Raw genomic sequence first — 13,675 nt, forward strand, 5'->3', positions numbered from 1 at the left:
CCCGTGCCAGAGGTTCTTCAAGATTTGGGACCGACGGTCACGGTGTAGATGCCGTTCGTGTAGGCTTGGTCCTGGCCCGTCTGGTTCGCCTGCTGCGTCAGGCGGTCAATGACCAGAGGATCGAAGGGGTCGGTGCTGCCAACCTCGAGGTGTGCCCCCGAGACATTGACGCAACTTCTGTGCCCTTCGGCCGTGGTCACCAACTGAGCACCCGGCTCGTGGCAGCCCAGAACCATGCCGCCTCCGTTCGTCTCGACCGCGCCGGTCTGGTAGAGATAAGCGTTATCTCCACCGACAATTGCTGCCTCGGAGGCAGGGCGGGATGCTTCGGAGCACCCGGCTGCCAGGAGGAGGAGGACGAACGAAAGCTTGCGCATGATCAGCCCTTGACCGCTTTCACGATCTTCTCGGCGCCGTCGGAGAGGTTGTCGGCGGCGATCACGTCGAGACCGGACTCGTTGATGATCTTCTTGCCGAGCTCCACGTTGGTGCCTTCGAGGCGGACGACGAGCGGAACCTGCAGGCCCACTTCCTTCACCGCGGCGATGACGCCCTCGGCGATCACGTCGCAGCGCATGATGCCGCCGAAGATGTTCACCAGGATGCCTTTGACGTTGTCGTCAGAGGTGATGATCTTGAACGCCTCGGTCACCTTCTCTTTGGTGGCGCCGCCACCCACGTCGAGGAAGTTGGCCGGTTCTGCGCCGTAGAGCTTGATGATGTCCATCGTGGCCATCGCGAGGCCCGCGCCGTTCACCATGCAGCCGATCTCACCATCCAGAGCGATGTAGTTGAGGTCGTACTTGGAGGCTTCGAGTTCCTTGGCGTCTTCCTCGGTCTCGTCGCGCAGGTTGGCGATGTCGGGCTGGCGGTACATGGCGTTGCCGTCGAAGCCGAGCTTCGCGTCGAGCACCTTGAGGCTGCCACCGGGCATGAGGATCAGCGGGTTGATCTCCAGCATCTCCATGTCCTTCTCGATGAAGGCCTTGTAGAGCTGGCCCATCAGCTTGACGCACTGCTTCATGGCAGCGCCTTCAAGGCCGAGAGCAAAGGCGACGCGGCGGCCGTGGAACGGCTGGTAGCCGGTGGCCGGGTCGACGGAGAAGGAGAGGATTTTCTCGGGGGTCGAGGCTGCGACCTCCTCGATGTCCATGCCGCCCTCGGTCGAGCAGACGAAGGAGACGCGGCTGGTCACGCGGTCGACGAGCAGGGCGAGATAGAGCTCGCGCTCGATGTCCGAACCGTCTTCGATGTAGATGCGGTTGACCTGCTTGCCGGCGGGGCCGGTCTGGTGGGTCACCAGCGTCTTGCCGAGCATCTTCTTGGCCTCTTCGGCCGCCTCTTCCACCGACTTGGCAAGACGGACGCCGCCCTTCTCACCAGCTTCGGCTTCCTTGAACGAGCCCTTGCCGCGGCCGCCGGCGTGGATCTGCGCCTTGACGACCCAGAGCGGACCGTCGAGCTCGCCTGCAGCGGTCTTGGCTTCGTTGGCGCTGAGCACGACACGGCCGTCCGAAACCGGGCAGCCGTATTCGCGCAGGAGCGCTTTCGCCTGATATTCATGGATGTTCATGGAAGACTCTTCCCGTCTTGCTGCGATTTCGGGGTGGGTATACGCCCGCATATCGCAGCACGCGAAGGGATTTTTGCCTTTCGGCGAAGATTTGCGAGATTTTTTCGCCGTTGTGATCACGCCCGGAAAAAGCGTGATCACAAATCTCGGGAATGTGGGATCCTGTTAGCGCCGTGCGTCGCGGGAATCAGCGCGGTGCCCGTTTGATGGGCAGGATAGCATGGCTGGCCACCCGGCGCGCGCTGGGAGGTCAAGCGCCAGCGAAGCGGCGGATCGTCGCGCTTTGACCGCGGATCGCGCTGTGAGGGGGCCGAACTGAGCGGCGCTGACGCACGTCGTTTGAGGAGAGGCGCAACGAAAAAGCCCCGGCACGCGAGCGCGCCGGGGCTTGGACTGTCTGCTCTGGCCCTTGGGCGGGCCGGATGGCTTATGCCAGAGAGCCGTCGATGCCTTTGCAGGCCTCGACGAGGCCCTTCACGGCTGCGACCGACTTGTCGAACATCTCTTGCTCTTCTTTGGTGAGCTTGATGTTGACGATCTTCTCGATGCCGCCAGCGCCGATCACGGTGGGCACGCCCACATACATGCCGTCGAGGCCGAACTCGCCTTCGCACATCGCCGCGCAGGGCAGGACGCGCTTCTGGTCTTTGAGGTAAGCTTCGGCCATCTCGATCGCCGAGGTTGCCGGTGCGTAGAAGGCCGAGCCGGTCTTCAGCAGGCCAACGATCTCTGCGCCGCCGTCACGGGTGCGCTGCACGATGGCGTCCAGCTTCTCCTGCGTGGTCCAGCCCATGTCGACCAGATCCGGCAGCGGGATGCCGGCAACGGTCGAGTAACGCACCGAGGGAACCATCGTGTCGCCGTGGCCGCCCAGAACGAAGGCGGTGACGTCTTTCATCGACACGTCGAATTCCACCGACAGGAAGTGGCGGAAGCGGGCCGAGTCGAGCACACCAGCCATGCCGCAGACCTTGTGCGCGGGCAGGCCCGAGAACTTCTGCAGCGCCCAGACCATCGCGTCGAGCGGGTTGGTGATGCAGATGACGAAAGCGTCGGGGGCGTTGTCGCGGATGCCTTCGCCGACCGATTTCATCACCTTGAGGTTGATGCCCAGCAGGTCGTCGCGGCTCATGCCCGGCTTGCGCGGAACGCCCGCGGTCACGATGCAGACGTCGGCGCCGGCGATGTCAGCGTAGTCCTGGGTGCCCTTGAGCTTGGCGTCGAAGCCTTCCGAGGGGCCCGACTCTGCGATGTCGAGGGCTTTGCCTTCGGGAGTGCCTTCCGAGATGTCGAAGAGCACGACGTCGCCGAGTTCCTTCAGGGCCGCGAGGTGTGCAAGCGTGCCGCCAATCTGTCCCGCGCCGATGAGGGCGATCTTGGGTCTGGCCATGGATCTGTTCTCCGCTCCATTTGTGAAGTCCGACGTTTGCGTAAGGTCTCTGCCGCCGGCGCGCAAGGGCGCTGCGCGGCAGCAATTTCATGCCGTCCCGCCTGACCACGCGGCATGGTTGCGATAAAGTCGTTAAATGTCAGTGAATTGGTGGATGTATGCCAGCGTATGCTTTTTGCCACAAAGCGGCTTTCCCATCGCCGTGATCGGGGCTGGCCGGGGGTGCAACTTGCCGCATTCACAGGCAGATGGGCGATTCTTTTTGTCAGATCGCCGGTGGGGTGGCTGGTCTGGTGGCTTGTCTGGTGACCGGGGTCATCCGCGGCCCATGCGGCGCGCCAGATGCTTCTCGAGCTGCACCAGCGCGTCATAGATCAGCACCGCGAACAGCCCGACGATCAGCCCGCCCTGCAGCACGAAGGCGGTGTTGCTGGTAAGCAGCCCGGCGATGATCACCTCGCCGAGGGTCCGCGCTGCCACGGTCGAGCCGATGGTGGCGGTGCCGAGGGCGATGACCACCGACAGGCGGATGCCCGCAAGGATCACCGGCGCGGCCAGCGGCAGTTCGACCTGCAGCAGCCGTTGCCGCCGGTCGAGCCCGATGCCGCGCGCCGCCTCCATGGTGGTGGGCGGCAGGGTCGAGAGCCCGGTCATGGCGTTCTCGAAGATCGGCAGCAGCCCATAGAGAAACAGCGCCACCAGCGTCGGCCCGGCGCCGAAGCCGAGCGCCGGGACCGCCAGCGCCAGCACCGCGACCGGCGGGAAGGTCTGGCCGACGTTGGTGATGGTGCGCGACAGCGGGCGGAAGGCCGCGCCCGCGGGGCGGGTGACGAGGATCGCCAGCGTCACCGCCACCAGCGTGGCCGCCAGCGAGGCGGCCGCGACAAGGCCAAGGTGGCTCAGCGAGAGCGACAGCAGCGAGCTGCGGGTGTAGATCACCGGGCCGTTTTCCGGCGCGAAAGGCGCAAAGACCGGCTCGAAGAGGCCGGGCTTCAGCACCAATGCCAGCAGCAGCAGAACGAGCGCTGCGCGCAGGATCAGCCCCGGTTTCACGCGTGCCGCTCCGCACGGGCCCGGATCGCCGCCAGCGTGACCCGGCCCGCGGGCTGGCCCTCACGTTCGACCGGCACCGCCTCGCGCCCGCTCCAGAGGCAGGCCGACAGCGCCTCGCGCAGGCTGGCTCCGGCGGGCAGGGGGCTGCCCTCGGCGGCGCCGTCCTCGGCCAGGTCGGCGGCGGGGATCAGCGACAGCAGCCGCATGGGCCGCTCGGCATCGCCCACCATATCGGCGACAAAGCGCGTGGCGGGGCTGGCAACGATCTCGTCGGGTGGGCCGTATTGCACCAGCTTGCCGCCATCCATCACCGCGACCCGGTCGCCGAGGCTGATCGCCTCGTCCATGTCGTGGGTCACCAGCATGATCGTCGAGCCGAGCTTGCGTTGGATGTCCTTGAGGTCGGCCTGCGCGCGGGTGCGGATGATCGGGTCGAGCGCGCCAAAGGGCTCGTCCATCAGCAGAAGATCGGGGCGCGAGGCCAGCGCGCGGGCGACGCCGACGCGCTGCTGCTGGCCGCCCGAAAGCTCGGCGGGGAAACGCTCGCGGAAGTCGGCGGGCTCCATGCCAAAGAGGGTGAGCAGCTCGTCGACCCGCGCTGCGGTCTTGTCCTTGGGCCAGCCCAGCAGATCGGGGACGGCGGCGATGTTGCGCGCGACCGAGTGGTGGGGAAAGAGCCCGTGGCCCTGAATGGCATAGCCGATGCGGCGGCGCAGGATATGGGGTTTGAGCGCGTGGGTGGGCTCGCCATTGATCCGGACCTCGCCGGAGGTGGGCTCGACCAGCCGGTTGATCATCCGCAGCAGCGTCGTCTTGCCCGAGCCGGAGGTGCCGACAATGGCGGTGATCGTGCCGGTCTCGACGGTCATCGAGACGGCATCGACGGCGCGGGTTTCGCCATAGGTCTTGGTGAGCTTGTCGATCTCGATCATGTGGGGCGCTCCGGGGTGCGGCGGGTGAGGTCCACGAGGATGTCCATGACGACGGCAGAGACGAGCGCCATCAGAACCGTGGGCAGGGCGCCCAGCAAGATGAGGTCCGTGGCGGTCTGGTTGAGGCCCTGAAAGACGAATGTGCCGTAGCCGCCGCCGCCGATCAGCCCGGCGATCACCGCCAGCCCGATGTTCTGCACCAGCACGATGCGCAACCCGGCAAGGATCACCGGCATGCCGAGCGGCAGTTCGACCTTCCACAGACGCTGGGCCGGGGTCATGCCCATGCCGCGCGCGGCCTCGGTGGCGGCGGGTGGCGCGGCGTCGAGCCCGGCTACGGTGTTCGAGACCACTGGCAGCAGCGAATACAGCACCAGCGCAAGGAACGCCGGGGCAAAGCCGATGCCCGCGATGCCGAGCGCCTGCGCGGCGGGAAAGCTGCTGCCGACCCATCCGAGGATCGGGATCATGATGCCGAACATGGCAAGCGAGGGGATGGTTTGCAGGAAGCTCAGCACGGGCAGCGTCGCGCCGCGCAGGCCGGGACGGCGGTGGCACAGGATGCCGAGCGGAAAGCCGATGGCGGCTGCGGCGGCCAGCGAGCCGAAGGCAAGGCCGGTGTGGCGGAGGGTGGCGGAGCGGAAGGCATCTCGGCGGCTGGCGTATTCCTGCGCGATCGACAGATCCGACAGCATGCCGGACCAGAGCACGGCGGCGAGCGCCGCCAGCAGCAGCACCAGCAGCCCGGCGCGGGCCTTGGGGCCGGGCTTCATCTGCGCCAGCGCGTCGGCCATCAGCAGCATAAGCGTGAGCAGCAGGCACCAGAACCCGGCGGCCGGCGAGACGCGGGCCAGATCTCCGGCATCGACCAGCAGCGCGCCAGCGCCGGTCGCGAGCAGCCAAAGCAGCCCGGCAAGGCCAAGCAGGCTTCCGCCAAAGCGGCGCAGCGGGGCGGAGGCGGGAAGGCCGAGCGCCAGACCGGCGGCCATCGCCAGCAGGCCGGGGAGCACATGCGAGAGCGGCGCGCTGTCCCAGAGCATCACCCCGTCGCCCGCGACGATGCGGTTGGCGCGCAGGGTCAGGAAGGGCAGGGCCAGCGCGGCCAGCCCCAGCCCCGCAAAGAGCACGCCGGGCGGAGACAGGCCCCGCCCGGCATCAGACATCTGCACGCTGCGGCCGAGGATCAGTCCAGCACCCCGGTTTGCGTGAGATAGTCACGCGCAACGGCCTCGGCAGGCTCGCCGCCGACCTGAATGCGGCCGTTGAGCTCTTGCAGGGTTTCCATGTCGAGCCCTTCGAAGATCGGGTTCAGCACCTCGGGGATGGAGGGGTATTCCTCGAGCACGGCGTCCCGCACGATGGGCGTGGGCTCATAGACCGGCTGCACGCCCTTGTCGTCTTCCATCACCTTTAGGCCGGTGGCGCCGACGCCGCCGTCGGTGCCATAGACCATCGCGGCATTCACGCCCGAGGTGCCGCGCGCGGCGGCTTGGATGGTGGCAGCGGTGTCGCCGCCCGACAGGATCACTGTCTGATCCTCGGACAGCTCGAAGCCATAGGTCGTCTGCATGGCGGGCAGAACGGCAGGGGAGGAGACAAACTCGGTGGAGGCGGCCAGCTTCACCTCGCCGCCATCCGCGATCCAAGCGCCGAAGTCAGACATGGTCGAGAGGCTGTTCTCTTCGGCGACCGGGCCGGTGACCGCGATGGCCCAAGTGTTGTTGGCAGGGGCAGAGCTGAGCCAGGTGATGCCGTTCTCGGCATCGAGTTCCTTGGCGCGGGCATGGGCTTTGTCTGCATCCTTCCAGACGTCACTGTCGGCCTCGTTGAAGAAGAAGGCGGCGTTGCCGGTGTACTCGGGGTAAATGTCGATCTGATCGGCGAGGATCGCCTCGCGCACCACTTGGGTGCCGCCCAATTGCAGGCGCCGCTCGACCGGCAGGCCCGCGTCCTCGAGCGCGAGGGCGATGACATTGCCGAGCAGCCCGCCCTCGGTGTCGATCTTCGAAGAGACTGTGATGTCGGCCTGTGCGGCACCTGCCAGAGCGGCGAGTGCGGCGGCAAGGCTGGTGGCGGTGAAAAATTTGTGGGTCAGCATGGCGCTTCCGGCTCCCTTTCCGTTGCGTCCCGTCGAGTATGACAGAGTTCTGCACAGAAACTAGGCGGCGGAGGCGGCGGGCCAAGGTGCGCGGCGAAATTGCCGCGCGGGGTAGGGATTGGCGGAGAAATTTGGGTCGTTGGGCGGGGGCAGGCTCGTTTTTTAGGGTCGCGTGTTCAGGCGTCGCTGTCCGTCGGAGGCAGCGGCTCGTGCAGCGCCTCGAAGGCGAGGCCGCTGGCAACGAGACAGGTGACGCCATCGGTGCCGGTGACCGTGATCGTCCAGCTGCCGGTTTCATCCGAGGCGAAAAGCTCCATCACCGCATTGTTGTTGCCAAGGCCGATGGACTGCCGCGTCTCGCCATAGGTGGCCGCGAGCCGGGCGACGATCTGATCGCGCGGGCCGCAGGCGGACTGGTCCGCAGCGGCGGGCAGGCCCAGCAAGAGCAGGAGGCCGGAAAGCGGGAGGCCAGAAAGCGGAAGGCGTCTGTCTAGGGTCATCTTGTTTCCCCTCATATCGTTCGAACGTATCGTGCGGACGGCGGGTGTGTTCGGTGGGCGCGTCGCCTCGGCGCGGGTTCAATGCCTTGTCTTCAAAGCCTGCGCGGCATGTCCAAAGGATTGGTTAAGCGACCGCGTCCGGTTAAAATTCTGGAGATTTAAACGTCTTCTGCGCTGCGGCATGATTGGGCTTGCAGTTTTTGAAAAAGAATTGCATCACTGGCGCAAGATTATTGCTTGATGGAGGAAGGCATGGATCTCGCGCTTCGGCCCTACCGCTCGGTTCTCTATATCCCCGGCTCGAAAGAGCGTGCGCTGGATAAGGCGCGCGGGCTGCCGGTGGATGCGATCATCTTCGATCTGGAAGACGCGGTGTCCCCGGCGGAAAAACCCGCCGCACGTGAGACGCTGGGCGCGGCGCTGGGCGCGGGGGGCTATGGCCTCCGGACGCGGATCGTGCGGATCAACGGGCTCGACACCGAATGGGGTGAGGCCGATGCCAAGGCCGCCGATGCCATGGACTGCGACGCGGTGCTGCTGCCGAAGGTCGAGGAGCCGGCGCAGCTCGATGCACTGGCAAAACTCACCGACAAGCCGCTCTGGGCGATGATGGAGACGCCGAAGGGCATGCTCAACGCGGCGGCCATCGGCGCGTATCCGCGGCTGGCGGGCATGGTCATGGGCACAAATGATCTGGCCAAGGAACTGAATGCGCGTTTCCGCGCGGACCGGCTGCCGATGCTCACCTCGCTGCAGCTGTGCCTGCTGGCCGCCAAGGCGAGCGGCTGCATCATCGTCGATGGCGTCTACAATGCCTTCAAGGACGACGCGGGGCTGAAGGGCGAATGCGCGCAGGGCCGCGATATGGGCTTTGACGGCAAGACGCTGATCCACCCGGCGCAGGTCGAGATCGCCAATGCCGCCTTTGCGCCCAGCGAGGGTGAGATCGAACTGGCGCAGCGGCAGATCGCCGCCTTCGAGGCCGCCGAGGCCGAGGGGCAGGGGGTTGCCGTCGTCGACGGCAAGATCGTCGAGAACCTGCATGTGGTCACGGCGAAATCCGTGCTGGCCAAAGCAGATGCCATTGCCGCCATGGGGGTATGAAGGCAGGGTCAAAGCAGGCTCGGCAATAGGAGATACCCATGCTGCTTTTGATTCTCGGCGTTGCGCTCTGGTGGGCGGCGCATCTGTTCAAACGCCTCGCCCCCGAGGCGCGTGCAAAGATGGGCGACAAGGGCAAGGGCGCGGTGGCGCTTGCGCTGCTGGTCAGCATCGTCCTGATGATCTTCGGCTACCGCATGGCCGACGGTGCCTTCTTCTACGGACGCACCCCGGCCACCGTGGGCATCAACAATCTGCTGATGCTGGCGGCGCTCTACTTCACCTCGCCGGGACCGAAAAAGGGCGCGCTCTTCTACAAGATGCGCCACCCGATGCTCACCGGGTTCCTGCTGTGGACCATCGCGCATCTGATGGTGAACGGCGACACGCCGTCCTTCGTGCTGTTCGGTGGCCTTGGCATCTGGGCGCTGGTCGAGATGAGCACGATCAACCGTGCCGAGCCTGAATGGGTGCCGCCCGCGAAAGGGCCGATCAAGAAAGACCTGATCTTCCTTGCTGCGAGCGTGGTGCTGCTCTTTGTCATCGGGGCGATCCACACCTGGCTCGGCTACCCCACCTTTGGTTAAAACTTCCGGAATACACGCATGAAAATCTATCGCTTTCTCTCCGAGGACGACACCTCGGCCTTCTGCCACAAGGTCTCCGAGGCGCTGAGCAAAGGCTGGGAACTGCACGGCAGCCCAACCTATGCCTTCGACAGCGCCAATGGCGTCATGCGCTGCGGTCAGGCCGTCACCAAGGAGATCGACACGCCCTATACGCCGGACATGAAACTGGGAGCGCAGTGATGGCCAAGACCAACCCCGGACGGTTCTTCGAGGATTACAGCATCGGGCAGGTCATCGACCACGCCGTGCCGCGCACCGTCTCGGGCGGGGAGAGGGCGCTTTATCACGCGCTCTACCCGGCCCGGCATGCGCTTTACTCCTCGGATGAGTTTGCCCGGAGCGTTGGTCTGCCCGCATCGCCGCTGGATGATCTGGCGGCCTTCCATATCGTCTTTGGCAAGACCGTGCCGGATGTCTCGCTCAACGCCGTGGCCAATCTTGGCTATGCCGAGGGGCGCTGGCTGAAGCCGGTCTATGCCGGAGACACGCTGCGGTCGTCGTCCGAGGTGATCGGGCTCAAGCAGAACTCGAACGGCAAGTCGGGGGTGGTCTATGTGCGCACCCGCGGCACCAACCAGCGCGGCGAGACCGTGCTGGACTATTGCCGCTGGGTGATGGTGCGCAAAAAGAACATGGGCGCCCCCGCGCCGGAGACGGTGCTGCCGGACCTCAAGACGGTGTTGGCCCCCGAAGATTCTGGTGATCCCAGAGGGGCTCGACTTCACGAATTACGATTTCACCCTCGCGGGCGAGCCGCACCGCTGGGGCGATTACGAGATCGGCGAGCAGATCGACCACGTCGATGGGGTGACCATCGAGGAGGCCGAGCACATGCTGGCGACGCGCCTGTGGCAGAACACCGCCAAGGTGCATTTCGACGCCACTTTCCGCGAGGACGGCAAGCGGCTGATCTATGGCGGGCATGTGATGTCCATGGCGCGGGCGCTGAGCTTCAACGGGCTGGCGAATGCGCAAATGATCGTCGGGCTCAACGGGGGCGCGCATGCAAACCCTTGTTTTGCGGGAGATACCATCAAGGTCTGGTCCGAGGTGCTGGACCGCGCCGAGACCGCCGCGCCGGGGGTCGGCGCGCTGCGGCTGCGGCTGGTCGCGACCAAGGGCGGGGCACCTTTCGCGCTGAGGGGCGAGGATGGAAAATACCGTCCCGAGGTGCTGCTGGACCTCGATTACTGGGCGCTGATCCCGCGCTGATCTGACGCATGGCGAATTGCGCGCAAGGCTCTGAGTCGGGCCGCTGCGGCGCAGAAATCCGACATAAATACTTAGGAATAAGGCGAGTCTCGCTTCTGCGGCTGTTAGCGCCGTAAATGTGATCACGCTTTTTCTCGTGTGATCACATATTCCGATCATTTTTTGGTTTTCGGCGGAAAAAACACCCCCAAGGGCTTTGGTGCCGCGTGACAGAGCAGGGCAAGAGGCGCTAGAACGCGCCCACAAGGGAACCGAAAAGGACAAGCCATGGCCGATGTGAACCGGGGCAGTCGCCCGCTTTCACCCTTCATGATCGGGCAGTACTACCGCCCCCAGATGACGTCGATCTCTTCCATCATGGTCAGGATCACCGGAATCGCGACATTCGGCTTTGCGTTTCTTGTGGTGTGCTGGCTGATCGCCGCAGCCTCCTCCCCCGAAGCTTTTGCCGTCGTCGATGGCATTCTGACCAGCTTCATCGGTGATCTGCTGATGCTGCTGGCGACTTGGGCAATCTGGTATCACATGCTGGGCCGTCTGCGTCACGTGATCTGGGATCTGGGCTACCTCATGGAAGTCGAGATCGCGACAAAGCTTGGATGGGGCATGTTCATCGGCGCCACCGTGCTGACCCTGCTGACCATCATCGTGGTGTAAGGAGAGACCCATGCGATTTCTGACCGACCGCAAACTTGCGCAGGGACTGGGCGCGGGTCACACCGGCACCCACCACCATTGGAACGCTATCATCACCTCGGCCGCGCTGGTGGTGCTTGTTCCGCTCTTCGTCATCACCTTCGGCCTCGCGCTTGGCAGCAGCCACGAGGACGTTCTGGCCTATTTCGCGCGCCCCTTCCCGGCGATCGTCACCGCGCTGACCGCCGTGGTCGTGATCCTGCACTGCAAGGGCGAGATCGACGAAGCCCTCATCGACTATGTCCACGGCACGACCGGCAAGCTGCTGCTTGTCGCGGTGCAGGCCCTGTCCTGGGCGATGATTGCGGGCGCGCTCTTCGCGCTGGTGAAACTGGCACTCTGACTTCGCGGCTCGAGGAAAAAAGAAAATGACAGCAGCTTACGAATACGAGACGCATGACTATGACGTCGTGGTCGTCGGTGCCGGCGGTGCCGGTCTGCGCGCGACCCTCGGCATGGCGGAGCAGGGCCTTCGCACCGCATGTATCTCCAAGGTGTTCCCGACCCGCTCGCACACCGTTGCGGCGCAGGGCGGCATTGCCGCCTCGCTGGCCAACATGGGCCCCGACAACTGGCAGTGGCACATGTACGACACGGTGAAAGGCTCCGACTGGCTCGGTGACACCGACGCCATGGAATACCTCGCCCGTTCGGCACCCGCCGCGGTCTATGAGCTCGAGCACTACGGCGTGCCGTTCTCGCGGACCGAAGAGGGCAAGATCTACCAGCGCCCGTTCGGCGGCCACACCACCGAGTTTGGTGAAGGCCCCGCCGTGCAGCGCACCTGCGCCGCCGCCGACCGGACCGGCCACGCGATCCTGCACACGCTCTACGGCCAGTCGCTGAAGAACAACGCAGAGTTCTACATCGAGTATTTCGCCATCGACCTGCTGATGGAAGACGGCGTCTGCAAGGGCGTGCTGTGCTGGAAGCTCGACGACGGCACCTTCCACGTGTTCAACGCCAAGACCGTGGTGCTCGCCACCGGCGGCTACGGTCGCGCCTACTTCTCGGCGACCTCGGCGCACACCTGCACCGGCGACGGCGGCGGCATGGTGGCCCGTGCGGGTCTGCCGCTGCAGGACATGGAATTCGTGCAGTTCCACCCCACCGGCATCTACGGCTCGGGCTGCCTGATCACCGAGGGGGCCCGCGGTGAAGGCGGTTACCTGACCAACAAGGACGGCGAGCGGTTCATGGAGCGTTATGCGCCCCAGTACAAAGACCTCGCGCCCCGCGACTATGTCTCGCGCTGCATGACCATGGAAATCCGCGAAGGCCGCGGCGTGGGCGAGCATGGCGATCACATCCACCTCAACCTCTCGCACCTGCCCAAAGAAGCGCTCGCCGAGCGTCTGCCGGGCATCTCCGAGAGCGCGAAGATCTTCGCCGGCGTGGACGTGACCAAAGAGCCGATCCCGGTTCTGCCGACCGTGCACTACAACATGGGTGGCATCCCGACCAACTACTGGGGCGAGGTGCTGAACCCGACCGCCGAGGATCCCAACGCCGTCGTGCCGGGCCTGATGGCCGTGGGCGAGGCCGGCTGTGCCTCGGTGCATGGGGCCAACCGTCTGGGCTCGAACTCGCTCATTGACCTCGTGGTCTTTGGCCGCGCCGCCGCGATCCGCGCCGGTGAGGTGATCGACCGCGCGTCCGCCGTGCCGACCGCGCCCAAGTCGCAGATCGACAAGGCGTTCGACCGCTTCGACAGCGTGCGCAACGCCTCGGGCGCGATCCCGACCGCCGAGCTGCGCCTCGAGATGCAGCGCACCATGCAGGCGGATGCGGCGGTGTTCCGTGCGTCCGACACGCTGAAGGACGGCAAGGTCAAGATGACCGAGATCGCCGGCAAGCTGGGCGACATCAAAGTCACCGACCGCTCGCTGATCTGGAACTCGGACCTGATGGAAAGCCTCGAGCTGACCAACCTGATGCCGAACGCCATCGCGACCATCGTCGGTGCCGAAGCGCGCCACGAAAGCCGCGGCGCCCACGCGCATGAGGACTTCGCCGAGCGTGACGACGAGAACTGGCGTGTGCACACGATCAGCCGCGTCGAAGGCAACAAGGTCGACCTGAGCTACCGCCCGGTGGTTCTGGACCCGCTCACCAAAGAAGAGCAGGGCGGCATCTCGCTGAAGAAGATCGCGCCGAAGGCACGGACGTTCTGATGCGGGCAGCCCTTGGCCTTGTTGTTGTGCTGGCGGCCTGTTCGGCCCAGACGCAGGACCAGATTGCGCGGCAAGCCGCGAAATCCACGGTCGCCCGCGTCGTGGCCGACAGGTACCCCGGTGTGCCGGTGGAACCGGCGCTGGACTGCGTGATCGACAATGCGTCCTCCACGCAGATCTATGCGCTGGCCGCCGACAGCGTCACAGGGCCCACGGCCAGCACCGTCGAAGTCGTTTCCGACATCGTCTCGAAACCCGAGACCCTGACCTGCTTGGCAGCCGAGGGGCTGCCGGCCCTCGTCCGATAGGAGAGAGAC

The 13,675-nt window shown here is 65.4% G+C and carries 15 protein-coding genes and 1 pseudogene; 8 read left to right on the top strand and 8 right to left on the bottom strand.

Annotated elements, in window-relative coordinates:
- Window positions 1-17: 17 nt before the first annotated feature.
- From ACXAD2_RS14565 to ACXAD2_RS14600, 8 genes are all read right to left on the bottom strand, one after another.
- Window positions 18-377: a hypothetical protein gene (locus ACXAD2_RS14565; protein ID WP_475171459.1), complete on the bottom strand. Its 360-nt coding sequence runs from the start codon at window positions 375-377 to the stop codon at window positions 18-20.
- Between the two features lie 2 nt (window positions 378-379).
- Window positions 380-1,573 (bottom strand): ADP-forming succinate--CoA ligase subunit beta, encoded by a 1,194-nt coding sequence (gene sucC / locus ACXAD2_RS14570; RefSeq protein ID WP_066101849.1) that lies wholly within the window; start codon window positions 1,571-1,573, stop codon window positions 380-382.
- Window positions 1,574-2,000: 427 nt separating this feature from the next.
- Window positions 2,001-2,963 (bottom strand): malate dehydrogenase, encoded by a 963-nt coding sequence (gene mdh, locus ACXAD2_RS14575; protein WP_224898943.1) that lies wholly within the window; start codon window positions 2,961-2,963, stop codon window positions 2,001-2,003.
- 315 nt (window positions 2,964-3,278) lie between these two features.
- Window positions 3,279-4,016 carry an ABC transporter permease gene (locus tag ACXAD2_RS14580; RefSeq protein ID WP_475171462.1) on the bottom strand — a complete coding sequence of 246 codons (738 nt, stop codon included), beginning with the start codon at window positions 4,014-4,016 and terminating at the stop codon, window positions 3,279-3,281.
- Entirely contained in the window at window positions 4,013-4,948 is a 936-nt protein-coding gene (locus tag ACXAD2_RS14585; protein ID WP_475171463.1) for an ABC transporter ATP-binding protein, read from the bottom strand. The genes ACXAD2_RS14580 and ACXAD2_RS14585 overlap by 4 nt, the downstream gene beginning before the upstream one ends.
- Window positions 4,945-6,111 (bottom strand): ABC transporter permease, encoded by a 1,167-nt coding sequence (locus ACXAD2_RS14590; RefSeq protein ID WP_475171464.1) that lies wholly within the window; start codon window positions 6,109-6,111, stop codon window positions 4,945-4,947. Before ACXAD2_RS14590 ends, ACXAD2_RS14585 begins: the two co-directional genes overlap by 4 nt.
- Before the next feature lie 20 nt (window positions 6,112-6,131).
- Window positions 6,132-7,046, bottom strand: a complete 915-nt coding sequence (osmF, locus tag ACXAD2_RS14595) for a glycine betaine ABC transporter substrate-binding protein OsmF (protein ID WP_475171466.1) — start codon at window positions 7,044-7,046, stop codon at window positions 6,132-6,134.
- A gap of 176 nt (window positions 7,047-7,222) precedes the next feature.
- Window positions 7,223-7,546, bottom strand: a complete 324-nt coding sequence (locus ACXAD2_RS14600; RefSeq protein WP_224898959.1) for a hypothetical protein — start codon at window positions 7,544-7,546, stop codon at window positions 7,223-7,225.
- Between the two features lie 252 nt (window positions 7,547-7,798).
- On the opposite strand from ACXAD2_RS14600, the gene ACXAD2_RS14605 reads away from it, so the two are divergent.
- From ACXAD2_RS14605 to ACXAD2_RS14640, 8 genes and pseudogenes are all read left to right on the top strand, one after another.
- A complete protein-coding gene (locus tag ACXAD2_RS14605) occupies window positions 7,799-8,650 on the top strand; it encodes an HpcH/HpaI aldolase/citrate lyase family protein (RefSeq protein ID WP_475171469.1) in 852 nt (283 codons plus the stop codon).
- Between the two features lie 38 nt (window positions 8,651-8,688).
- A complete protein-coding gene (locus tag ACXAD2_RS14610; protein ID WP_475171470.1) occupies window positions 8,689-9,234 on the top strand; it encodes an NnrU family protein in 546 nt (181 codons plus the stop codon).
- An 18-nt stretch (window positions 9,235-9,252) separates the two neighbouring features.
- Window positions 9,253-9,456 carry a DUF1737 domain-containing protein gene (locus ACXAD2_RS14615; RefSeq protein ID WP_066101829.1) on the top strand — a complete coding sequence of 68 codons (204 nt, stop codon included), beginning with the start codon at window positions 9,253-9,255 and terminating at the stop codon, window positions 9,454-9,456.
- Window positions 9,456-10,488: pseudogene (locus ACXAD2_RS14620) on the top strand (MaoC family dehydratase). The gene ACXAD2_RS14615 and the pseudogene ACXAD2_RS14620 overlap by 1 nt, the downstream one beginning before the upstream one ends.
- A gap of 267 nt (window positions 10,489-10,755) precedes the next feature.
- Window positions 10,756-11,145: a succinate dehydrogenase, cytochrome b556 subunit gene (gene sdhC, locus ACXAD2_RS14625; RefSeq protein WP_066101824.1), complete on the top strand. Its 390-nt coding sequence runs from the start codon at window positions 10,756-10,758 to the stop codon at window positions 11,143-11,145.
- 10 nt (window positions 11,146-11,155) lie between these two features.
- Window positions 11,156-11,527 carry a succinate dehydrogenase, hydrophobic membrane anchor protein gene (locus ACXAD2_RS14630; protein ID WP_066101821.1) on the top strand — a complete coding sequence of 124 codons (372 nt, stop codon included), beginning with the start codon at window positions 11,156-11,158 and terminating at the stop codon, window positions 11,525-11,527.
- Window positions 11,528-11,552: 25 nt separating this feature from the next.
- On the top strand, window positions 11,553-13,358 hold the full coding sequence (gene sdhA, locus ACXAD2_RS14635) for a succinate dehydrogenase flavoprotein subunit (RefSeq protein ID WP_475171472.1): 1,806 nt from the start codon (window positions 11,553-11,555) through the stop codon (window positions 13,356-13,358).
- Window positions 13,358-13,666, top strand: a complete 309-nt coding sequence (locus ACXAD2_RS14640) for a hypothetical protein (protein ID WP_475171473.1) — start codon at window positions 13,358-13,360, stop codon at window positions 13,664-13,666. The genes sdhA and ACXAD2_RS14640 overlap by 1 nt, the downstream gene beginning before the upstream one ends.
- The last annotated feature ends 9 nt before the right edge of the window (window positions 13,667-13,675 follow it).

The sequence above is a fragment of the Salipiger sp. ABN3_019 genome, assembly GCF_056158605.1.